Annotated in this window: 21 protein-coding genes and 1 riboswitch; of the genes, 11 read left to right on the top strand and 10 right to left on the bottom strand. The window is 66.0% G+C overall.

Features of this window, described 5'->3' with window-relative positions; all coding sequences use genetic code 11:
- Positions 1 to 14: 14 nt before the first annotated feature.
- Complete coding sequence (locus tag VN706_10055) at positions 15 to 509, bottom strand: hypothetical protein (protein ID HXT15959.1); 495 nt, start codon at positions 507 to 509, stop codon at positions 15 to 17.
- A gap of 72 nt (positions 510 to 581) precedes the next feature.
- Entirely contained in the window at positions 582 to 1,226 is a 645-nt protein-coding gene (locus VN706_10060; GenBank protein ID HXT15960.1) for a hypothetical protein, read from the bottom strand.
- 94 nt (positions 1,227 to 1,320) lie between these two features.
- Positions 1,321 to 1,422, top strand: a riboswitch (TPP riboswitch).
- On the opposite strand from VN706_10060, the gene VN706_10065 reads away from it, so the two are divergent.
- The 5 genes from VN706_10065 (at position 1,413) to VN706_10085 (ending at position 6,648) form a co-directional block, all read left to right on the top strand.
- Positions 1,413 to 3,518 (top strand): TonB-dependent receptor, encoded by a 2,106-nt coding sequence (locus VN706_10065; GenBank protein ID HXT15961.1) that lies wholly within the window; start codon positions 1,413 to 1,415, stop codon positions 3,516 to 3,518. (Overlaps the previous riboswitch by 10 nt.)
- Positions 3,519 to 3,788: 270 nt before the next feature.
- A complete protein-coding gene (locus tag VN706_10070) occupies positions 3,789 to 4,163 on the top strand; it encodes a four-helix bundle copper-binding protein (GenBank protein HXT15962.1) in 375 nt (124 codons plus the stop codon).
- 20 nt (positions 4,164 to 4,183) lie between these two features.
- The gene (locus VN706_10075) at positions 4,184 to 4,690 is read left to right on the top strand and encodes a hypothetical protein (GenBank protein HXT15963.1); all 507 of its coding nucleotides are present in this window, start codon (positions 4,184 to 4,186) and stop codon (positions 4,688 to 4,690) included.
- A gap of 57 nt (positions 4,691 to 4,747) precedes the next feature.
- On the top strand, positions 4,748 to 5,653 hold the full coding sequence (locus VN706_10080; GenBank protein ID HXT15964.1) for a transglycosylase SLT domain-containing protein: 906 nt from the start codon (positions 4,748 to 4,750) through the stop codon (positions 5,651 to 5,653).
- Between the two features lie 62 nt (positions 5,654 to 5,715).
- Entirely contained in the window at positions 5,716 to 6,648 is a 933-nt protein-coding gene (locus VN706_10085; protein ID HXT15965.1) for a MerR family transcriptional regulator, read from the top strand.
- Positions 6,649 to 6,661: 13 nt separating this feature from the next.
- Here the strand turns inward: VN706_10085 and VN706_10090 are convergent, their stop codons facing one another.
- From VN706_10090 to VN706_10115, 6 genes are all read right to left on the bottom strand, one after another.
- On the bottom strand, positions 6,662 to 7,654 hold the full coding sequence (locus VN706_10090) for an NAD(P)H-quinone oxidoreductase (protein HXT15966.1): 993 nt from the start codon (positions 7,652 to 7,654) through the stop codon (positions 6,662 to 6,664).
- 8 nt (positions 7,655 to 7,662) lie between these two features.
- Positions 7,663 to 11,001, bottom strand: coding sequence for a glycosyl hydrolase (locus VN706_10095; GenBank protein ID HXT15967.1), 3,339 nt, complete (start codon positions 10,999 to 11,001; stop codon positions 7,663 to 7,665).
- A 154-nt stretch (positions 11,002 to 11,155) separates the two neighbouring features.
- On the bottom strand, positions 11,156 to 12,748 hold the full coding sequence (locus VN706_10100) for a family 10 glycosylhydrolase (GenBank protein HXT15968.1): 1,593 nt from the start codon (positions 12,746 to 12,748) through the stop codon (positions 11,156 to 11,158).
- 27 nt (positions 12,749 to 12,775) lie between these two features.
- A complete protein-coding gene (locus tag VN706_10105) occupies positions 12,776 to 13,090 on the bottom strand; it encodes a hypothetical protein (protein HXT15969.1) in 315 nt (104 codons plus the stop codon).
- A 269-nt stretch (positions 13,091 to 13,359) separates the two neighbouring features.
- Positions 13,360 to 14,892 carry an amidase family protein gene (locus tag VN706_10110; protein HXT15970.1) on the bottom strand — a complete coding sequence of 511 codons (1,533 nt, stop codon included), beginning with the start codon at positions 14,890 to 14,892 and terminating at the stop codon, positions 13,360 to 13,362.
- A gap of 50 nt (positions 14,893 to 14,942) precedes the next feature.
- On the bottom strand, positions 14,943 to 15,863 hold the full coding sequence (locus tag VN706_10115; GenBank protein ID HXT15971.1) for a TPM domain-containing protein: 921 nt from the start codon (positions 15,861 to 15,863) through the stop codon (positions 14,943 to 14,945).
- Between the two features lie 161 nt (positions 15,864 to 16,024).
- Between VN706_10115 and VN706_10120 the strand changes: the two genes are divergently transcribed.
- Complete coding sequence (locus VN706_10120; protein ID HXT15972.1) at positions 16,025 to 16,642, top strand: DUF2911 domain-containing protein; 618 nt, start codon at positions 16,025 to 16,027, stop codon at positions 16,640 to 16,642.
- A gap of 7 nt (positions 16,643 to 16,649) precedes the next feature.
- Here VN706_10120 and VN706_10125 read toward each other — a convergent pair whose 3' ends face one another.
- The gene (locus VN706_10125) at positions 16,650 to 18,389 is read right to left on the bottom strand and encodes a L,D-transpeptidase family protein (GenBank protein HXT15973.1); all 1,740 of its coding nucleotides are present in this window, start codon (positions 18,387 to 18,389) and stop codon (positions 16,650 to 16,652) included.
- Between the two features lie 119 nt (positions 18,390 to 18,508).
- Here VN706_10125 and VN706_10130 point away from each other — a divergent pair, with 119 nt between their 5' ends.
- From VN706_10130 to VN706_10150, 5 genes are read left to right on the top strand one after another with little or no spacing between them, the layout of a single operon-like run.
- Positions 18,509 to 19,330 carry a sulfite exporter TauE/SafE family protein gene (locus VN706_10130; GenBank protein ID HXT15974.1) on the top strand — a complete coding sequence of 274 codons (822 nt, stop codon included), beginning with the start codon at positions 18,509 to 18,511 and terminating at the stop codon, positions 19,328 to 19,330.
- A complete protein-coding gene (locus VN706_10135; GenBank protein HXT15975.1) occupies positions 19,327 to 19,740 on the top strand; it encodes a DUF1634 domain-containing protein in 414 nt (137 codons plus the stop codon). Before VN706_10130 ends, VN706_10135 begins: the two co-directional genes overlap by 4 nt.
- Complete coding sequence (locus tag VN706_10140; GenBank protein HXT15976.1) at positions 19,737 to 20,504, top strand: cytochrome b/b6 domain-containing protein; 768 nt, start codon at positions 19,737 to 19,739, stop codon at positions 20,502 to 20,504. Before VN706_10135 ends, VN706_10140 begins: the two co-directional genes overlap by 4 nt.
- Positions 20,501 to 21,247 carry a molybdopterin-dependent oxidoreductase gene (locus VN706_10145; protein ID HXT15977.1) on the top strand — a complete coding sequence of 249 codons (747 nt, stop codon included), beginning with the start codon at positions 20,501 to 20,503 and terminating at the stop codon, positions 21,245 to 21,247. Before VN706_10140 ends, VN706_10145 begins: the two co-directional genes overlap by 4 nt.
- Entirely contained in the window at positions 21,225 to 22,085 is an 861-nt protein-coding gene (locus VN706_10150) for a hypothetical protein (GenBank protein ID HXT15978.1), read from the top strand. Before VN706_10145 ends, VN706_10150 begins: the two co-directional genes overlap by 23 nt.
- A gap of 127 nt (positions 22,086 to 22,212) precedes the next feature.
- Here VN706_10150 and VN706_10155 read toward each other — a convergent pair whose 3' ends face one another.
- Positions 22,213 to 22,725, bottom strand: a complete 513-nt coding sequence (locus VN706_10155; GenBank protein ID HXT15979.1) for a hypothetical protein — start codon at positions 22,723 to 22,725, stop codon at positions 22,213 to 22,215.
- Positions 22,726 to 22,750 lie beyond the last annotated feature (25 nt).

Raw genomic sequence — 22,750 nt, forward strand, 5'->3', positions numbered from 1 at the left:
GCGTCACAGAGTAGTCAGGTAGTCGGGCCGCGTCCTTTGCGTCGCGGCGCGACTTCGGCGCGCGTGCACAGCGCGACGAGCTCCGCGTCCGCCAACTCGGACCAGCCCTCCGGAATCGGCGCCAGGCGACGCGTCTCCATTCCGCAGTCGAAGGCCAGCCAGCCCTTCGTGTATGGCTCGCGCAACGGCGAACGCTCGGTCGTCGCGGTCGAAGGATACACGGCGAAGACCACCCAGCGTACGCCGACGCCGTCCTGAATTTCGCGCGGGGCGTGACTGCTGCTCGAGCTCTCGTCCTCGAGCTCGCGCGCACGGCCGAGCCGGCGGCGGACCGAGACCGCTTCCTTCGCTGCCTCGTTCGCGATCGCCAGCACTTCCTCGATGCGAATCAGCTCGCCCGTGTCGGCATCACCGAGATCGGCATTGCAGGCGTCTTCCAGCGCCGACTGCAACGTCTCCTGCGCGCGTGCGAGCTTCGGTCGCAAGCCTTGCGGATCATCAGGTGCCATGTGCCAATACCGATCGAGTCAATGCGAACACGGCGGCAATAAACGAACCAGCGCGATTGCCGCGTTGGCGTGCTACGACCGTACGCAGCGCGACAGTTGAAGCTCCAACGCGCTCGCCGTTGCCTGCCGAATTTCCATTTCGCCCAATCCGCACTCCAGGGCTTCGCCGACTTCGCTCACGAAGACGCGCACGGTGATCGTATCGCCGTCCGACGCACGGCGATCGTTCGATACGCGCCGATCGTACACCATCCAACGACACCCGTCCGTGTCGCGAAGAATCCTGGTGCCGTCCGGCGCAACGAGCGCCTCACTCGGGGCCGAGCGCCGTTCCGCACCGCGCCGGCTCTGCGTGCCAATCGCGACGTCGAGCGCGCGCGCCAATTGATCGGCCGTCGGCGGCATCGTGAACCACGGAATGCGCCGTCCCGCCGCGATCTCGGCAATGCGCCGCGCTGCCGATTCCGGACCGAACACCGCGACCCCGATGTCCCACTTCGCCGCCGCGGCGAAGAAAAGGTCCGACTCCGCCGCGCTCAGCGACGCGTCGATGATCACCGCGGCGATCGGCCGCGTACGCTCGAGCGCATCGCTCGGCACCTCGTTGGGATTGGCGAACACGGGAGTTCTCCCGGTCGTCTCCACGAGCATGCCGATCAGCGCCGCGACGACGGGACCGTCGGCGAGTACAAGGACGCGGTTGAGCGTTTGAGGCATCTGTCCCAATGATAACGCGGGTTAAGCCTCATAGGATTGCATAATCCGCGCGCGCGCGAATTTCCTTACGCCGGGGGCAACAGTCATTAGGTTTTCCCGGTGACCGGGGTGCCTGCCCACAAAGGGCGCAGGCTGAGAGAGTCCCGCAGAACCTGATCCGGTTCGTACCGGCGTAGGGAGTCAGACATGAATCGCATTTCGTTGCCGGCGCACACGCGCCGTGGCGGCGCGACGATCCTCGTCGCGCTCGGTTTCCTTCTCGTCCATAGCTCCAACTCGCTTCGCGCCCAAGCGGCCCGCACGGGACGCGACTCGACGCACGCGGACAGCTCGCGCGTGCAGCGACTGGAGCGCGTGATGATCTCAGCCATGCGCGGCGCGGGGCTCGCCCCGATCTCGCAAAAGACACTCACCAGCGAGGACATTCGACCGCGGTACTTCGGGCAGGACGTACCGCTGGTGCTGCAAGGCGCCGCGCCGTCGCTGACGGCGTACGCCGAGACGGGAAACTACTGGGGATACAGTTACATCAGACTGCGCGGCATCGATCAGTCGCGCATCAACCTCACGCTCGACGGCATTCCGCTCAACGATCCGGAAGATCAGGTCCTGTACTTCGCCGATTTCCCCGATCTCACGAATAGCCTCGCCACGGTGCAGGTGCAGCGCGGCGTCGGCACGAGCAGCAACGGGACGGCCGCGTACGCGGGATCGATCAACATGGAAACGATTCCCCTCGCCGGCGCCGAGCGCGGCGGCAACGTGCAATTGTCCGGCGGATCGTTTGGCTCGAAGCGCGTGAGCGCGTCGTACGCGAGCGGTCTCTTGCCGAGCCGTTTCGCCTGGTACGCGCGCTTGTCGGATCTGCGAACGGACGGCTACCGCTATCACTCGGGCGTCGAAGGAAAATCGGCCTTCGCCAGCGGCGGATACTTTGGCGACCGCGACATCGTGAAGGTCATGGCGACGACCGGCACCATGCGTGACACGATGGCGTATCTTGCCGTCGCGCAGTCGGATCTCGACACGAACCGGCGCATCAATCCGCTCACGCCGCGCGAGCGCGACGGCTTCAGCGAGCGTCTCGCCTCGATCGCGTACACGCGCCTGCTCGGCGCGTCGTCCTCGCTGTCGACGACGTTGTACCGCATCTCGTCGGCCGGCGACTACGACGTCCTGATCGATTCGCTCGACAACTTCAATCTGCGCTTCGTGTGGTACGGGCTCACGAGCAACTGGACGATGCGCGGCGACGCGTGGCGGATGGACGTCGGCGTGAACGCCAACACCTATGCGCGCGATCACTCCGAATACGATCGCCCGAACCTGACGACGCCGGTGTACCTGAACACCGGCCACAAGCAGGACGCGGGCGCGTTTGCGAAGCTGGCCTACACGGCCGGCGCCGCGACGTTGTTCGGCGACCTGCAGGCGCGTCACGCGCGCTTTCGCTATTCGCCCGACGTGAACTCGGGCGTCGGCGGACAGTCCGTCGATTGGACGTTCGTGAATCCAAAAGCCGGCGTGAGCTACGCGGCCCTTCCGTCGCTGTCGTTCACGGCGTCCTACGGGCGCAACACGCGCGAGCCGGCGCGCACCGACATGCTCGCCGGCGCCGACAACATCGACGCGTCGAACGTCGCGGAAATCGGCAGCTTCAGCCGCGTGAAGCCGGAGACGGTGCACGACGTCGAGGTCGGGGCGAACTATCACGCCGCGGCACTCGATCTCCAGGCGAACGTCTACGACATGAACTTCCGCAACGAGATCGCGCCGATCGGTGCGCTGACGGTGATCGGCACGCCGCTGCGCAAGAATGTAGCGGCGAGTTATCGCCGGGGCGTCGAAGCGGACGTGACCTATCGCGGCATTCAACGCATCACGCTCAGCGCGAACGCGACGGCGAGCATGAATCGCATTCGCGACTATGTGGATTCGAGCGGTGATACGCCGGTCGCGTATCACAACGTGGAGCCGCTGCTCACGCCGCGCTTCCAGACGTTCGAGCGGGCCGCGTTCGCCGCGACCCGCGACGTGTCGCTCGCGCTCGAGACACGCTATCAGGGCCGCTCATTCCTGGAGAACACGAGCGATCCCCGCTTCGTGCTCCCCGCCGCCTTCAATCTCGACGGCACGCTGGGCTGGCAGCGTGGCCGCTACGAGATCCAGGCGCGCGGCAACAATCTCACGAACAGCAAGAAGTTCGGGAGCGGATATGCGGGAGACGGCGTGTCGTTTTTTTATGTGTTGCCGCCTAGGAATTTGTTTGTGACCGCGGGGCTGAGGTTTTGAGGGAGTGAGGCCCGTGCGCGCTTCGCGCGCGCGGATGGTGTGGGCCGCGGGCCGAGGGCCGCGAGGGTGAGGCCGGCGCTCCGCGTCGATGGTGAGGCCCGCCCTGCGCGCGGATGGTGAGAGCAAACAGCGCTCTTCGCAGTTGCCTCGCGGCGCAGCCGCGGCCATCCCCTCGCGGCGCAGCCGCGGCCATCCCCTCGCGGTGCAGCCGCGGCCATCCCCCACGGTACGCATCGTGCCGCTAGCACTTCCGTCAACGCGGAGAACTCCATGGAACAACAAGACATCGGCGCGCAAGCGCACGACGATCTTCAGGAATGCATCGAAGAATGCCTCAACTGCCACGCCGTCTGTACACTCACGCTGCAGCACTGCATCGCCAGCGGCGGCGGCGAGCTCACTGACGTCCACCTCATCGGCATCCTGCTGGACTGCGCCGAGATCGCACAGACGAGCGCCAACTTCATGCTGCGCGGTTCGCCCTACCACGTCATCACCTGCGGCGCGTGCGCCGAGCTCTGCCGCGCCTGCGAGGAAGCGTGCCGAGGCGTGGCGGGCGACGAACAGCTCGGCCATTGCGCGGATGTGTGCGCTTCGTGCGCCGAAACATGCGATCGCATGGCGAAAATGGGGAGCGACGAGTAAGCGGTGGGGTACCACCAACCATGCGAAATCACCTCCGAATCACCCTGACCGCCGCCGTCGCCGCGATCTTCGTTGCGATACCCGCAGTGCCCGCCGCGCTCCACGCGCAGGCGTCGCAGCGCGGTCAGCCGCGCACGCCCTTCGGCACATCCGACCTGGGCAAGCTGCACTGGCTCCAAGGCGATTGGGCAGGATCGTCCACCGACGAAGCACCGCTCTACGCACGCTACACGTTCACGAATGACTCGACGGTGGACATCACGTACTATCGCGACGCGGGGTTCAGCCAGCCCGCCAGCACCGGCCGACTCTATCTCTCGGTCGGCCGGCTGTACACGGCGTACGGCCCGGCTCGATGGGGCGCATCGCGCGTCGACAGCACCGGCGTCGTGTTCGTTCCGCAGGTCAACGTGCGCAGCAGCCTGTCGTGGCAGTTCCTTTCGCCCGACGAATGGACCGCGACGCAACGCAGCGGCGTCGGCGGGCACGAGCACGTCACGGTCTACCACATGAAGCGCGTCCGGTAGCGTCGCACCGCGGGTTCCTGTCGTCCGATTTGGGCGCTCCTCTTGCACTGAACGACTATGATGTCGTCGGAGAGCGCCACCCCAATCCCTGTCAGCAGCGAGCCCGCGCCGGCCGCCGAGCGGCGGGCCTCGCCGGACCGCCGCGCCGAGCCCGGTCCCGATCGTCGCGCGCCTCGCCGCCCGGCGTGGCTGCAATGGGCAACCGTCGCCGGCCGCGACGTCGGGATCATCGTGCTCACGGTCGGCACGATCGTGTTCTCCGTGCGCCACATGAATCCGATCTTCGCCGGCCAGCCCACCGTCGCCGAAGCGCTGACGCGCGCCGTACCCATCGCGAAATCGATCCTGCCCCCGACGCCGAAAGACACGAGCAAGCTCGCGCAACTCGTGTCGTCGCCGCAGTTCGAAGCCGATCGCCGCAAGTTCTCCGAGGATCTCGTCAAGACCGGGCGCATGAGCCAGGCGCGCGCCGACTCGATCTCCTATTACGCCGTGCGCGAAGCGTACGTCGACGGCATTCCGCCCGCGGTCGTATTCGGCGTGATGCTCACCGAGAACGCACTGTTCGTCAGCAAGGCGATGTCGAACGTCGGCGCCGTGGGACTGATGCAGGTGTACCCCAAAGTGTGGCTCAAGGCGCTGAGCGCGAAGTTCGGCACCGACCTCGCATCGGACTCGACCAACCTCAAGTACGGCATCTTCATTCTCCGCCAATACATCAAGTCCGACTCCGGCGCGGTGACATCGAAGGCGCTGACGCAGGGCCTGCTGCACTACAACGGCTGCGTGCACGGAACCAACACGCCGAACTGCGCGACGTATCCGTCGAAGGTAAAGACCTACGTCGAGAAGGCAGGCACGTCGCTCTGCGGCGACAAGGGATTCTTCGACTGCATCGCCAAGCCGTTCATCGCGGGGTTGTTCGGCAAGCGCGGGGACGCCGGCACCGCGGCAACCCAGTAGGCATCGCGCTTGTTTAAGTTTTGTCCAGGTATTCTCTGGACAAAACCTGGGCAACGGAGCCGATGCCGCCCGAGATTCCCCGCCATCCCATCCGCGTCGTCGTCGAGCGCACCGGACTGACGGCCGCCACGGTACGTGCGTGGGAGCGACGGTACCGCGCGGTCGCGCCCACGCGCACGGAAGGCGCGCAGCGCCTCTACACCGATCACGACATTCAGCGGCTGCAACTCATCGCGCGCCTCGCGGCGATGGGAAATTCCCTCGCTGACCTCGGCGCCGCGTCGACGACGACGCTCTCGCGCATGGCGCGCCAGGCGCTCGAGCCGCCCTCGGGCGATGCCGCCGTCATCGCGCAGGCTTCGCGCGCCGCGGCGATCGTGACGCGCTTGCTCGACGATACGCGCGCGCTCGATGCGCCCGCGTTGCGCGCGCGGCTGTCCGAGACGATCGTATCGTTCGGCACGCTCACGGCCCTCGACACGGTGGTCGCCCCGTACCTCGATCAGGTCGGCGTAGCCTGGGCGTGCCGCGAGATCAGCGTGGCGCAGGAGCATCTTGCCTCGGCCGTCGTGCGCGACGTACTCGGCGCATTGCTGCAGCATGCGCCGATTCCCGACGATGCACCGGTCATGGTCGCGACGACGCTCGCCGACGAGCTGCACGAGTTCGGCGCGATGATGGCGGCCGTCGTCGCGGCGTCGCGCGAGTGGCGAGTCGTCTATCTCGGACCGAACCTGCCGGGGACGGAGATCGGCACGCTGGCGCGCGACGCGGGAGCGCGCGCGGTCACGATCGGCATCGTGATGCCGCAGCCGACTCGCTCCGTGCGCGACGAGCTGGGCGACCTTCGGCGCGCGGTCGGCCGGCGCACCGCCGTGTTCGCGGGCGGCGCGGCGGCGGCGGACCATCAGGTCACGCTGCGAAATCTGTCGGTGGAGCTTCTGGAGAGCCGCGCGGCGTTCGGAGAGCGGTTGGATCGAATGCGGGGGCGATGACAAACAATGTCAGCTAGATCGTGACGACGACCTTGCCGAACGTCGCATTGGACGCGAGACGTTCGTGCGCCCGTTGGATTTCCTCGAGCGAAAACACGGAGTCGACCGTGGGCTCGAGCGTCCCATCGGCGAACCGCGGAACCACCTCGCGCGCGAACGCCGCCGCAACCGCGCGTTTCTCCTCGAGCGGGCGGGCACGCATGACCGTGCCGCGCAGCGTGAGTCGCTTGCCGAGAATGTTGCCGAGCGGAACGCTGGCCGTGCGGCCGGCGACGGTGCCGATGAGCATGATGCGCCCCCGGCTTGCCGCGGCGCGAATGCTCGCCGGCAGGTACGCGCCGCCGACCAGGTCGAGCGTCACGTGAATGCCGGCGCCGTTCGTCCACTCCTTGAGCGACGGAAGCATGTCGTCCGGATCGTCGCCGAGCACGACGCCGTGCTCGAGACCGAGGGGTATCGCGCGATCGATCTTGTCGGCGGTGCGCGCCGTGCCGTACGGCGTCGCGCCCCACGCGCGCGCGATCTGCACGGCGGCGAGTCCGACGCCGCTGCCGACTGCGTGCAAGAGCACGTTCTCGCCGCGCTGTACGCGCGCTTGCACGACGAGCGCGTCGTGCGCGGTGATGAACGCTTCAGGAATGGCGGCGGCGTCCGTCCACGAGAGATTGTCCGGAATGCGTGCCACCGACTGCGCGTCGGCCACGACATATTCGGCGTTCGCCCCGCCGCCGACGATGCCGAAGACGCGGTCGCCCGCGCGCCAGTCGCGCACGTTCGCGCCAAGCGACGCAACCTCGCCGGCGAATTCGAGTCCTGGAATGTCGGGCGGGCTGCCCGGCGGCGCCGGATAGTTCCCTTCGCGTTGATGCAAGTCGGCGCGATTGAGCGCCGACGCACGCACCCGTACGATCAGGTCGTCGGGACCCGGCGTCGGGATGGGGCGGTCCTGAATCTCCAGGACGTTCGGACCGCCCGGCTTGGTGATGATCGCGGCTTTCATGATCATGGCTTGACTTATGGAACGATGACGGGCTGCGCCATCGGGACGCCGGGCACGTTCAATTCCTTCAACAAGCCGTTGAATGCCGCGAGATCGCCGCCTTCGATCGCGCGCAACTTTCCAATTTGCGCATCGACCTTGGGCGCGATGTCGTGATACACCGCGCCTTCCTGCGCGGTCGGCGCGGCGTCCGCGCTCTGCACCATGCCGGCGAGCGACAACAGCATGTTGTAATAGCGCACCGGGTAGTGAAGCGTGATCTGATCGGCGTGCGAATGGATCTCGACGAGCGAGTCGCGAATTGCCTCGAGCTTGTCATGGATGGGCTTCACGGCGTCGGTCACACGTTTCACGTACGGCTGATTCTTCGCGGCCGCGGCGCGCTCGTCCATCGCGCGCTCGATCGTGAGAATGCGCTCGACGGCCTCGGAGAGCTCGTTCGTCTTCGTCTGCACCTGGAGCGCGAGGGCGACCTGCGCGTCGTATTCGGCCTGCGTGGTGCGCAACCGCGGATCGCCGCGCACGACGAACGTGCGCGTGTACTGCTGTCCGTGCGCGGTCAGACGCGCGGTATAGGTGCCCGGCGCGATCACCGGTCCCTGTGTCGAACCTTCGTCGTTGACGACGTCCTTCACTTCGTGCGTGTCGGGATAGTGCAGGTTCCAGGTGAATCGGTTGAGGCCGGGGCGTGCGCTGACGAGCGAATCGGCCGGCGTGAAGGCCAGCGTGTCGTCCTGCAGCAACTCGCGCGATCCGCGCGGTTTGTTCGACAGCGTGTCGCTGCGCTGTTTGCCGGGACTCGTGCTGACGGGCTTCGCCGAGGCGGCACCGATGCGCGTCGTATCGGCGAGCTCCCGGCCGAACGCGGCGGACTTGACCGAGTCGGGCGGCGGCGCGCTCGAGAATTTTCTAATGACCTTGCCTTGCGCGTCGAGGAATTCCAGGCGCAGCGTGTCGCTCGGACTGGCCGCCGTGCGCAGCCAGTAGTCGACGATCACGCCGTCGAACGGGTTCTCGCCGGCGGTGGTGGTGCGGAAGTGGCCGCCGGCGAATCGCGTCACGGTGTCGGGCGCAAAGAGGTAGACATTCGACTGCCGCACCGTGTCCGTGAGTTGGCGCAACGGCGAGATGTCGTCGAGCGACCACATCGCGCGGCCGTGCGTGGCGGCGATGAGATCGTTGCCGTGCACGTGCAGGTCGCGCACGGAGGCGCGCGGCAGGTTGAGCTGCAGCGGCCGCCAGTTCGCACCGTCGTCGGTCGAGTAGTAGACGCCGGTCTCGGTGCCGGCGTAGAGCAAGCCCCGGCGCAGGGGATCTTCACGAATCGTGCGCGTGTACGCGCCGTCGGGAATGCCCGTCGTGATCTTCGTCCACGTGTGGCCATAGTCCGTGGTCTTGAACAGGTACGGCCGGAAGTCGTCGAGCTGAAAGCGATTGGCGGCAACGTACGCGCGCCCCTCGTCGAAGTGCGAAGCGTCGATGATCGAGATGCGTGTGTATCGCGCGAGGCCCGCCGGCGTGACGTTGGTCCACGTTTTCGAGCGGTCGCGCGAGACGTTGATCAATCCATCATCGGAGCCCGTCCACAGCACATCGCCATTCAGCGGCGACTCGGCCAGTGCGAAGATCGACGCGTACCACTCGGTGCCGGTCATGTCGTAGGTGATCGGCCCGCCCGCGGGGCCCAGCGTCTTCGGGTCGTGCAGCGTGAGGTCGGGACTGACCGCTTCCCAGGAGTCGCCGTCGTTGAGAGAACGATAAAGTCTGTTGGCGGCGCTGTAGAGGATGTGGTTGTCGTGGCCCGAATAGAGGATGGGATACGTCCACTGAAAGCGGTTCGGCACGTCGCGCGCCGGCCAGCCGTCGTAGTTGTTGAGCCAGACGGAGATGTCCTTCGATTGCTTGGTGCGCGGATCGAACCGCGTCATCGTGCCCGTGTACGTGCCGGCGACGATCGTGTTCGGATCGCCCGGCTTGGGCGCGATGTACCCGGACTCGCCGCCGCCGACCGGATACCAATCACGATCGGTGATCGCACCTTCGTCGGAGCGGCTCAGCATCGATACGGTCGTGTTATCCTGCTGCGCACCGTAGATGCGGTACGGCCACTGATCGTCCGTCGTCACGTGATAGAATTGCGCCGTGGGCTGATTCATGACCGACGACCAGGTGACGCCGCCGTCGAAGCTGATCGTCGCGCCGCCGTCGTTGCCGCTGATCATGCGCTTGGCATCCTTGGGATCGATCCACAGCGCATGCGTATCGCCGTGCGGCAGGCGCAGGCTGGTGAACGTGCGGCCGCCATCGGTCGAATGCCACGTACGCAGGTTCATCACGTAGATGCCGTTCTCGTCGGCGGGATCGGCTGTTACAACACTGTAATAGAACGGGCGAACCATCCACTTCTGATCGCCGCTCGTGCGCTGCCACGTGGCGCCGCCGTCGTCGGAGCGGAAGATGCCGCCGGTCGAATCTTCCGGCGGACACTCGATCGTCGCATACACGCGCTGCGGATTCGCCGGCGAGACCGAGACGCCAATGCGGCCGAGCGGGTTCTTTGGAATGCCGGGATTCCCGCTGATGTCGCGCCAGGTCGCGCCGCCGTCGGTCGTCTTCCACAGGCTGCCGTGACCCGCGGTGAATCCCCACGGCGTGCGCTGCATGTGCCACATCGCGGCGAAGAGAATGCGCGGATTCGCCGGGTCCATGGCGACGTCGATCGCACCGGTGGAATCGTCGACGAAGAGCACACGGTCCCAGGTGCGGCCGCCGTCCATGGAACGGAACACTCCTCGCGTCGTATTCCTGCCGCTCGCGTGACCGAGCGCGGCGACGAAGACACGGTCGGGATCGCGCGGGTCGACGACGATGCGCGCGATGTGACGCGCGTCGTCGAGCCCCAGGTGCGTCCACGTCTCACCGGCATCGGTCGAGCGATACATGCCGTCGCCGTATGTCCAGTCCTCGCGCAGATCGGCCTCGCCGCCGCCGGCGTAGATCACGTTCGGATCGGAAGGGGCGATCGCGATCGCGCCGACGGAGGCGATGTTCGACACACCGTCGGTGATGTTCCGCCAGCTCGTGCCGCCATTCGTGGTCTTCCACACGCCGCCGTCCACGGCGCCAAAGTAGAACACGTTGCGATCAGTTCGATCGCCGACGACGGCTACCGCGCGTCCACCGCGGAACGGTCCGACCAAACGCCATTGCAGCCCGCGCAGCTCGCGCGGCGCCGCGGCGTAGCGCGCGGAATCGAGGAGCGACGGGCGCGGGCCGTTCGCGGCCGGGGACTGGCGTTGGGCGAAGAGCGCTGGAGGCACGATCAGCGCGAGCGCGAGTTTCCGCATCATCATGGTCCTATGACGGTGTCATTCCGGGCGCAACGAGGAATCCGGCAGCATGAGAGCACGACCGGGTGTCCCGAAGAGACAGAAGATTCCTCGCTTCGCTCGGAATGACAACTCCGGATGACCGTTGCTTCGGAAAGACAACTCCGGGTGACGCTTCTTACGGCACCACGATCGCCGGTTCGCTCGCGATTCCGGTCGGACTGATCGCGCTCACCGCGATCTCGTCCGCGTCGGCGGTGCCGAGTGCGGCGGCGGTGAACTTCGTGTCGGTGGAGAGGCGCACGTTCGTTCTCCACGCGCCGTCGCGGCCGCGCGTTTGAATGAGCCACCACCGCGGAGTATTCGCGTCGCCAGGCTCGACGAGGAACGCCGCGGCGCCGCCGTTGGTCACCAACGACACCCGCGGAGCGGCTGGTGCCGCGGCGCCGAGCCACGGGAATGCGGGGACCAGCGCGCGTTCGCGGTAGTCGTTGGCGAGCGTGTTCGCCAACCGCATGTTGTCGGCGAACAGTGCGGCCAGGCGGAAATGCACGTGGCCGGGGACGTCGGCGGTGCCGATGCGCGAGGCGCGAATCGCTTCGACCTGGCGCGCGATCTCGCCCATCGGCCAGGCGTCGCGTCCCCCGTACACGTGCGAGGTATAGAGCGCCGGCCACACGTGGCGGCCGCGCACGTTCTCGCTCCGCCACCACGCGTCGAGCAGGCGAAAGCGGTCTTGCGTGCCGCCGATCTCCCAGTAGAGCTGCGGCGCGAGATAGTCGAGCCACCCATTCTGCAGCCACCGCCGCGAGTCCGCGTAGATCTCGGCGTACGCGTCGAGTCCGGCGATGCCCGGCGGATGCCCCGGGCGCCAGATGCCGAACGGGCTGATGCCGACCACCACGGCCGGTTTGATGGCTTTTACATTCTGATATAATAATTGTATAAACTGATCGATGTTGTCGCGGCGCCAGGCGTCGCGGTCGGCGTAGCCTTCGCTGCGTCCGTACTTCTTCCAGGTCTTGTCGTCCGGAAACGGAATCTCGACCGATTGGCGCACGCGCCGGCGATGCACCCGGCGGGTGACCGTGCGGCTTTCGCGATACGGATAGAAGTAGTCGTCGAGGTGCACGCCGTCGACGTCGTAGCGCTTCACCACGTCGAGAATCGTCTCGAGCACGAACGTGCGCGCCGCGGGCTCGCCGGGATCGATCCACGTCTGCGATCCGTACTTCCGAATCCACTCGGGATGCGTGCGCGTCACGTGATTCGGGGCCGCCTTGCCCGCGAATTGCGGCAACATCGCGCGAAACGGATTGAACCACGCGTGCAGCTGCAGTCCACGCGCATGGGCTTCGTCGATCGCGAACCGGAGCGGATCGTACGACGGCTGCGGCCCGACGCCGGATTTGCCCGTGAGCACGACCGACCACGGCGCGTAGGAGGTGGGGTACAGCGCGTCGCCCGCGAGGCGCACGTGCAGGATCACCGCGTTCAAGCCGGCGGCCACCGCCTGGTCGAGCATGCGGCGCAGCTCGGCACGCTGCTCGTCGGGCGTCATGTTCGGCGACGTCGGCCAGTCCTTGAAGCCGCGGTCCCAGATCGGCGTCATCCACGCGGCGCGAAATTCTCGGGGCACAGCGGGCGGCGCGGACGGCGGGCGGTGCAGAACACCGGTGAACGGCGCGCCGCGACTGGTGCTGACGCCGGCGACGAAGGCGAACGCCGACAGCGCAATCGTATTGCGAAAGATTTTCGTGAAGCGACCCATGCTATCGCATAATAGCGACGCGGCTCACTACTCGGACGCTTCTTCGGCCTCGTCCGCGTGTTCGACGATGTCGCCCGCCTTGAAGAGGATGCCTTTCAGCGTCTCGCGCCACTTCGGCTTCTTGCGCAGCAGAAACTCGAGGTCCATGCCGAAGTGCTTCATCTCCTCGTGCTGCGCGTTCTTCATGATCGCGAGCGCATCCTTGTCTTTCTCGAGAGCAATGCGCTGCTCATACCAGCCGATGGCTTCGGCCTCTTCGGTGAGCGAGGCGATCATGCGCGCGAAGGTGCGCGTCGCGGCGGACAGTTCTTCGGGGGGTTCGTGGTACTGATCGAACGACATGGTTGGATTCGGATGGAGATTGGAAGGGCGACAAGAAGACTAGCAAAAAACGGTGCGGGGGCGCCGACTGCTCGCCCCCGCACGCATTCTCTCCCCCACCTGGCGATCCGCGTCCCACCTTCAGCCGCCGGAGCGGCCCTCCCTTTCGCGGTCTCGCCGGTGATTTACTAAAGCAGACGCCGTGCCAGCGGCGATGGGCGATGGGGGCTGGGCGATGGGCGGAAAAGCGAAGACAGCGAAAACAGCGAAAACAGCGAACAACGGGAAAATCACGGCGTCGAGCTCGGCTGTTTCCGCCAGTGCGTCGCTTGCTCGTACGCGTACGCCAAGCGAATCAACCGCGCTTCATCGAAGGCGCGGCCGTAGATCGTCATCCCCGCCGGCAGCGTGTTGCTGCGCGACCACCCCATCGGCACCGTGATCGCCGGCATGCCCGTCGTCGGCGAAAAGACCTGACTGTTGTCGCCCGCCGGCGTGTTCAGATCGCCGATCAACCGCGGGGGATTGCTCCAGGTCGGATAGATCAGCGCATCGAGCTGCAAGCGATCCATCGTCTTCGTCACCGCGTCGCGCAGCCCGGCGCGAATGCGCGTGCGCGCAAGACACGCCGGCGCCGTCTCGATGTTCGTCGTGTCGTTCACCGCACTGCCAAGCCGGGCTTCGATCGACGGATGATATTGGCGCGAGCGAAAGATCTGTTCGACGGTCTTCACCGGCGCCGTTGGATTCTGCGCGAGCCAGGCATCGAACTCGGCGCGGAACGGATTGCATCCGCCGCGCGGACCGGAACGGCGAATCGAATCCGACTCGGCGATCATGACGGTGTCCAGCACCGTCGCGCCGGCCTTTCGGAGATCCTCGATTGCGCGATTGAAGATCGCGCGCACTTCGGGATCGACGGTCGGCGCCTCGAAGGCTTGACGCAATACGCCGATGCGCGCGCCCTCGAGCCCGCCCTTCACGAGCGACGCCGAATAATCGGGCGAGGGATGCACGCGCGCGGAGTCCGTGACGGGATCGTCGGGGTCGTACCCGGCCACGACTTGCAGGACCGCGGCGGCGTCGGACACCGTGCGGGCCATCGGCCCCGCGATGTCGGCGAAGAGGCTGAGCGGCGCGATGCCCGCGCGGCTCGTGAGCCCCATCGTCGAGCGAATGCCGACGAGTGCCTGGTGCGAGCTCGGGCCACGAATCGAATTGCCGGTGTCGGTGCCGAGTCCGACTTCGCCGAAGTCGGAGGAGACGGCGGCGGCGGTGCCCCCGGACGAGCCGGCCGTCACGCGATAGACGTCGTACGGGTTGTGCGTGTATCCCGGCAACACCGAATTCACCGTTTCGTACGGACTGAACGCGAATTCCGCCATGTTAGACTTTGCTAATATGACCGCACCCGCCTCCTTGATGCGCCGCACCTGGAACGCGTCCTTCGTCGGTGCGTAGCCCTTGAGCGCGATGTTGCCAGCCGCAGTTTGCAGTCCGATCGTCTGGAAGTTGTCCTTCACGATGAACGGAATGCAGTGGAGCGGACCCGTGAGTTGTCGCGACGCGGCGAAGCGGCGGTCGAGCGAGTCGGCGGTGGCCAACGCGTCAGGGTTGACGACGGTGATCGCGTTGATCGCCGGTCCAACCTTGTCGTATTTCGCGATGCGGTCGAGATACGACTGCACGAGAGCGTGGCACGTCAGCGAGCCCGCGCGCATGGCCGCGTGCACGTCGGAAATTGTTGTCTCGTTGACGTTGAACGGGCGTTGCGCCAGGAGCAGCGACGGGGCGAGGACGCAGAAGACGAATGGCTTGAGCATGGCGACAAGATCAAGCACTACGACCACGTCTGACAAGATCTGAAAAGGGCTCAGATCGAATCAGACGAGCCGCCGCCCGAGAAGCCGCCGCCGCCGCCGAAATCTCCGCCTCCCGACGAGCCTGAATCGCTCGAGCCGCCGTCCGAATCTCCGCCACCGCCGCCGCCGCCGCCCGAGGAGTTCAGCGCCGCATTGAACAGCGCCCACATCGCGGCGCGCTTCAAATTTCGGTCGTCGTCCTCACTCGGCGAATCGCTTCGCGTGAATGTCATCGTCTCCGGCTCGGCGGCGCGCCTGCGGCGCGACCGCCGGAGCAAAACCATCAACAACACGCCGAGTCCGGCGACAACGACCACGATGGCGAAGGCGCTCGGCCCGGCATTCTTGCTCGCTGCCGGCGCGGCGGCAGGTGCAGACGCATGCGTGCGCGACGCGTAGTCCTCGCGCACGAGCGCGGCCGCCGCGTTCCAACCCTTGATGTACGCGTCGTCGTAGCGCTTGGCGCGAAGATCGTCGCGCATCGCGAAGATGATCTGATGCGAGCGCGCGTCGGTGATCGTTCCCTCGAGCCCATTGCCGACTTCGACGCGAATGTTCGATCCCGCGGTGGTCGATTTGTCCGGCACATAGAGCAGCACGAGCCCGCGATTGCGGTCCTCGTCGCCCGGCTGGCCGGAACTTCCAATGCGCCACGTGCGCCCGATGTAGATGCCCGCTTCCTCGATCGCGCGCCCGCCGAGGGTGGGAAGCGTAACCCAGGCGACGTCGGCGTGGGTTGCGGCCTGGAGCGCCAGCGCGCTGTCTTGCAGCGCGACGATCGTGGCCGGCGAGAGAATGTGAGCCGCATCGGTCACGAAGCGGTGCGCGGGGTCGGGCGACGCCGGAACGTACCGCGCGATTGGCGGCGCCGACTGGCCCAGTGCGACGGTCGCGATCCCGGCGAGCAATGTGAGCGTGAGAATGCGTTTCACGAATCGTGGTCCGTTGCGTCGGTGGAGGAAGCCGTCCGCGAAGAACTACGCGCTGGGCCGTAAAACTGTTTCTGTTCGGTAAGGACGGCGGTCGGGCGCCTTGCGGTGGCCGGGCCGGGCCGCGCATCGTCCACGGTACCCTCACTCATCGGAGCGTGTTCGTGATTCGGGCAACGTGTGCATCCACCGCGATTCTGCTGGCGATCGGAGCGAGTCAACTCTCGGCGCAGGGGTCAGACACCACGCGGCGCATGGCGGCGAGCAGTTTCGCGACGGTCGAGGTACACGTGAACGAACGTCCGATCGGACGGCGCTGGTACGCGGAAGACGCGTCGTTGTCCGGACCAGCGCGGATCGCGATCAGCTACGGGCAACCGCATGCGCGCGGGCGCAAGATCGAAGGCGGATTGATCCCGAACGATACGGTGTGGCGCTTCGGATCGAACTACGCGACGACGCTGCACACGGAAGTCGACCTCACGCTTGGCAGCCTCGCGATCCCGCGCGGCGACTACACGCTGTTTCTTCTCCACAGCGGCGGCGCGTGGCAGCTCATCGTCAATAGCGGCACGGCGCAGTGGGGAACGGATCGGAACGCGTCGAAGGATTTCGGCCGCGTCGCGCTGACGGCGACCGCCATGAACGACAATGAGGAGACACTCACGATTTATCTCGTGCCGGATTCGCCGCAGCCAAGTTCGGGATATGCCACATTGGGCGGGGTGATGCGCGTGCGATGGGGCACCGTGCAGCTCACGGTGCCCTGGTCCGTTCGCTAATCCACCACTACTCCCCCGCCAGCTTCCGCAACGCCTGCTGCGCCTGCACGGTCTCGGGCGAGACGGTGGCCGCGTCGCGCATCTTCTCGACGAGCGCGTTGTCCCGATCGTAGAGATCGTTGCCGAAGTGCAGCTGCCCGTTCTCCACGAACGCCGTGAAGTACACGATGTACACCGGAATCTTCTTCGGCAGCGTCACCTGATGATTGTCGGCGCCGTGCATCGCGGCTTCGACCTTGTCCGCCGGCCAGCCCAACACCCACTGCGCCAGCTCATCGGGCTTTTCGACGCGGATGCAGCCATGGCTGAAGGCCCGCACGTCCTTCTTGAACAGCTCGTGATTCGGCGTGTCGTGGAGATAGATGTTGTAATCGTTCGGGAATAAGAACTTCACGAACCCGAGCGCGTTCTTGGGGCCCGGGCGCTGGCGTACCGCGCGCTGGCCGTGATCCGTGTACACCTCCATGTCGTTCGCATCGAGGTAGCCCGGATCGGCGGCAACCTTCGGAAAGATTTCCTTCGCGGCGATCGACGGCGTCACGTTCCAATACGGACGGAACACGACGTACTCCATCGAGTCGGCAAAGACCGGCGTCGCCTTGTCCTCATACTCCTGGCCGACGATCACCTTCATGTCGAGCGTTTTCTGCCCACTGTCATACGCGTGCAGATAGAACTGCGGCACGTTCACGAGGATGTATCGCTGGCCCAGGTCGCGCGGCATCCAGCGATAGCGCTCGAGATTGGCCGCGATCTCCGCCAGACGATCCGCCGCCGGCATGTTGAGCGCATCCAGCGTTTCCTTGCCGAGCATGCTGTCCACGCCGATCGAGTGCGACGCCTGAAACTGTGCAACGGCACCGGCCAGCGTGCGATCGAACACGGCACCGCCTGCGCGCGCCACTTTTCGCGGCGCAGCAGCCGAGTCGGTGCTCGCCGGTTGCACCGTCGAATCGCTGAGATAGCCCTCCGCCGCGAGACGATTGCGCAGCGCCGAAATTCGAGCCGGCGAATCCGCATCGCCGCGCTTGAGCGCGCGTCCATCCGGAATCGGTTGCCACCCGCCCTTGTTCACGAGATCGCGATAGCGCCCGAGCTGAAGACGCAGTGAATCGTATGCCGGATCCTGCGGCCGCATGCGAGCGAGTCCAGCCGCGAGATCGTCTTCACGCAGGCTGAGCGTGAGCGCGCTGTCGACCTTCTCATCCTGATTGTTGATGTGCCAGGCCTGATTCAATCCCTGCGGCGAGATTTGGCCTGTCATCATGTTCTCGCCATAGGCGACGAACGCCGACGTGAGCAGCACATCGGCATCCGCGAGCTGATCCGCCGTCGCCTTGTCGCCGAGCGTCGAGAGTGAACGATTCAGATCGGCGAGCGGAAACGCCTCGAGCCGCAGCGCATCACTGTCCGCGTCGGCAATGCGATTGAGCAGCGCGCTCACCCGTGGTTGGTGCACGCCTTTTCCGTCGAGCCACAACAGGCTCTGACCGAACGTGGCGTACAGCTTCTTCACGTGATTCCACTGGTCGGCGGTGACCGGCGGATTTGGCTTCATCGTCAAGCGCTTCTGAATGGCCGCCTGCACCTCGGCCGCGGGCACGCCCATGTAGGCGTCCTGTTTGGCCGGCGTCCAGTTGCGGCTGACCTCGCCGCCGGCCGACCCGGTTTTCTTGCACGCGGCGAACGCGGATACCGCCGCGATCGCGATCGCCCCGCCGAACAGCCGCACTCTGTGTACAGTCAATGTCGTCATATCCCTCTGGTTGGCCCCCGGATTCCCAAAAGGCGAAATACGGGCCAAGCGGTCGGGACTGCCGCAATGAGCACATGGTGCCCCAAATTGCGCGCGTGACGCTTCTCATCATGACCATGCTGGTCGCCGTCGGCTCTTTCGCCGCCGGCCTCCTCGGCTCGCTGACGGGCATCGGCGGCGGCATCATCATCGTGCCGATGCTCACTCTGATCTTCCACGTCGACCTCCGCTACGCGATCGGCGCGTCGCTCGTGTCGATCATCGCCACCTCGTCGGGCGCCGCGGCGGCCTACGTGCGTGAGGGCTATACCAACGTACGCGTCGGCGTACTGCTCGAGGTCGCCACGACGGTTGGCGCCCTCGTAGGAGCCGCGCTGGCGGGCATTACGCCGACGAACGTGCTCGCCATCCTGATGGGCGTAGTACTGCTGTTCACCGCCGTGCGGTCGATGAAGCCCAAACAGGATCACGCGCCGCTCGACAAGCCCGACAAATGGTCGACGCGCTTCCGCCTCGACTCGACGTATCCGACCGCCGCGGGCAAGCAGGCCTACGCCGTGACCAACGTGCCCGGCGGATTCTCGTTGATGTTTCTCGCCGGCGTCCTCTCGGCGTTGCTCGGCATCGGATCCGGAATCATCAAGGTGCTGGCGATGGACCAGATGATGCGCCTGCCATTCAAGGTCTCGACGACGACGAGCAACTTCATGATCGGCGTCACGGCCGCGGCGAGCGCCGGCGTGTATCTGCATCGCGGTCAAATCGACCCCGCCGTCGTCTTCCCGGTCACGCTCGGCGTGCTCGGCGGCGCGCTGCTTGGCGCGCGCATTCTCACGAAGGCACCGGTGAAGCCGCTGCGATTCCTCTTCACCGCGGTGGTGGTCGTGATGGCGGCCCAGATGCTCTACAAAGGCGTGACGGGGACCGTATGAGCGAATTCTCACAAACGGTTGCCGAACCGCCGCACGCGGGCCCGAGCGATCACGCGATCGAGCAGTTCGTCGGGCGGCTCCTCCAGATCGGCGTGCTCCTCTCGGCGATCATCATCGCCGCCGGCGGCATCATGCTGCTGATGCACCACGGCAGCGAAGTGCCGGTCTACACTCCGTTTCGCGGCGAGCCGCCCGCGCTCGCGACGTTGCACGGCATTCTGCGCGGCGCGTTTTCCCTCGATGCGCGCGCGACGATTCAGTTCGGCCTGCTTCTGCTGATCGCCACGCCCGTGATGCGCGTCGGATTCACCCTCGTCGCGTTCGCGCTCCAGCGCGATCGCAAATATGTCTTGATCACGGCGATCGTATTGACATTGCTGCTGTACGGACTGCTATTTGGCCGAGCATGAGTGCTTCCACGTCCGCATCATCGACGACTGCTCCGTTGCCGCCGGCCTCGACCTCCGCGGCGCATCACACGCGGCATCACATCGTGGTGCGCGTGACGCACTGGGTGAACGCGATCGCGCTCACGATCATGGTGGCCACCGGGCTTCGCATCTTCAACGCGTACCCCACGTTCGCGCGCCGCGGTGAGACGTTCTGCTGCTGGCCGTTCGGTCGGAAGGACATCCCCGCGCCGCTGACGTTCGGCGGGTGGCTGGCGGGCGCGCGCAACTGGCACTTCGCCATGATGTGGGTGCTCGCGGTGAACGGGCTCGTGTATCTGGGATTCATCTATCTCCACGGCGAGTGGCGCGATCTCGTTCCGCGTCGCGGTGTCATGCGTGACTCGTGGGAGATGGTTCGCTTTTACGTCGGCCGTCGTCGCGATCATCCCATTCAGGGAAAGCACAACGCGCTGCAGCGCATGGCGTATTTCGCGATGCCGATCGTGGGCATCATGGCTGTGATCACCGGCATCGCGATCTGGAAGCCGGTGCAGCTTGCGCCACTGACGAATCTCCTGGGTGGATACGTCTGGGCGCGCTACTGGCATTTCTGGGCGATGCTTCTGCTCGTGGCGCTGTCGGCGATGCACATCTTCATGGTGTTCGCGGTCGACCCGTATTCGATTCGATCGATCACGACCGGCGGCTATCGCGAGGATCTCTCGCCCGAGGCCAGAAACGCGCGGCCGTTCTGGCATCTGCTTCCGCGGCGGCGAACATGACGAAGCGACCAACACATCCGGCCGAGCAGGTTGGACTCGATCGTCGGCGGTTTTTCGAAGTCGCCGCCGGCGCACTCGGCGCCACGTTGCTGGCCGCCTGCGACTCGATGGGTCCGCGCTCGGCGAAGGGTGTTCTCAAATTCGCGGAAGCAAAGAACGAAACACTCGAGCGCGCGCTGTTCAGTCACCGCTCCATGGACGTGCCGCGCGCCGGCGCGTTGCCCGCGGGCCAGCACTTCCCGTCGTACTTCGTGTCGGACAGCGTGCCGGTGTGGGACGAGGCCGTCCGCGGCGCCTGGCGGCTGGAAGTCGGCGGGATGGTGAACAATCCGCTGCGATTGTCGCTCGCCGATCTCGCGGCGATGCCGCGCATTGGCTACAAGCTCGATCACTACTGCGTCGAAGGGTGGACGGCGGTCGCGACGCGCACCGGCGTGCGCCTGTCGGACATCGCGACGCTGGCCGGCGTGCAGCCCGGCGCGCACTACGTGGACTTCGCGTCGTTCGACAGCAACTACCACGAGAGCTGGGACATCGAGAGCGCCACGCATCCGCAGACGCTCGTGGTGTACGCGCAGGACGGCCACTATCTGAACGCCGCGTGGGGCGCGCCGGCGCGCATCTATTCGCCGGTGAAATTAGGATATAAGAATACTAAATATCTAACGAAGATCACCTTCCTGCCGGCCCGCAACGGCGGCTACTGGAGCGATCGCGGCTATGAGTGGTACGGCGGCGTCTGAGGCGATCCGCCTCGAGCGGTTGGTGCCGGCCTGGCGGCCGCTCGATCTGCCGGTCGCACCGCAGCTGACCGACGCGCGGCTCCAACTGCATCACGCCGCGCAGCTCGTCGCGGGCTTCGGCGCGTCCTACGTCGCGCCGCGCGCCGACGACGGCCACACGAACATGGAATGGCTGGGGCTCTCGAACGCGCTCGCGTCGAACCCCGCGGACGATGCGTCGCTCCGCCTCGCCATCCGTCCACGCAACCTCACGGTGCTCGCGCTGTCGGGCGACGACGAGCTGGCGTGCTTCACGCTCGAGACGCGTACGGTGGACGAGGCCATCGGGTGGGTGCGGCGCACGGTCGCGCAGCACGGCTTGAACGGCGACGCCTTCGCGCTGCCGGCGCATTACACCATCCCGGCGCATTCCGTTGGCGAGGGGCGGCCGTTCGATGGAAGCCGCCGCGTCGAGTTCGAGCAGCTCGACCACTGGTTCACGAACGCCGCGCTCGTGCTCGGCCACGTCGCCGCGACGACGCCGAATGCGTCGCCGGTTCGGTGCTGGCCGCATCATTTCGACATCGCGACGCTCATTGCGGTGGATGCGACTCGCACGATCGGCGTCGGTCTCGAGCCCGGCGATCAGTACTATAATGAACCGTACTGGTACGTGAACATGCATCCCGCGCCAGACCTCGATGTGGAGCGGCCGTCCCTCGACGGCGCGGGACGCTGGCATACGCGCGAGTGGATTGGTGCGGTGCTTCCGGCGTCGAACATCGATCCCGCGAGCGCCGAGGCGCAGAGCGAGCGGTTCGTCGCGTCGGCGATGCAAGCCGCCTTTCGCATTCTCTAAACATTCGTAGGCGCATGGGCGTATGGGCGTATGGGCGAAACAACGAGGGCGACGGAGTGTCCGTCGCCCTTGCTTTCCATACGCCCATACGCCCATACGCCCATACGCCCATACGCCCATACGCCCGCTACTTCTGTATCGCATACACGAACGTATTCGTGTTCTTCCCATCGAGCTCGCTCAACGTCAGCGTGCCCGTGCTCGCCCACGTTGCCGTGAACGTCGATGGCGGAATGTCGAGCGTGTTGGTGAACGTCACGACGTTGCCCGACAGCGCCCACGTACCTGTGGTGGTGTCGACGAACACCGACACGTCGCCCGGCACCGTTTGCCGAAAGGTCTCGACCGCGAGATACTTTCCGTCGGACGTCAGCGCCATGCTGCCGGCGGTGACTTCCCAGGTGAAACCCGAATCCGCGATGACGGCAACAGGAAGCGCCTTCGTGTTGATCGTCGAGATCGCGTACGTGCCGGCCGGGGACGTTGTCGGCGGCGGACTGGTGGTCGTGCCGCTGCTCGTCGGTGCGTCGCCGCCGCACGCGACGACGCCGACGACGGCCCCGGCCAGCACGCACGCCACTAACGCGCGCATGCGCATGAGCGTCAAACTTCGTGGTCCAGTCGCGTCAATGTCTATCATGCGTTCACTCTCCTGCTTCCGTGCA

This window comes from Gemmatimonadaceae bacterium, assembly GCA_035606695.1.
Lineage (GTDB): Bacteria > Gemmatimonadota > Gemmatimonadetes > Gemmatimonadales > Gemmatimonadaceae > JAQBQB01.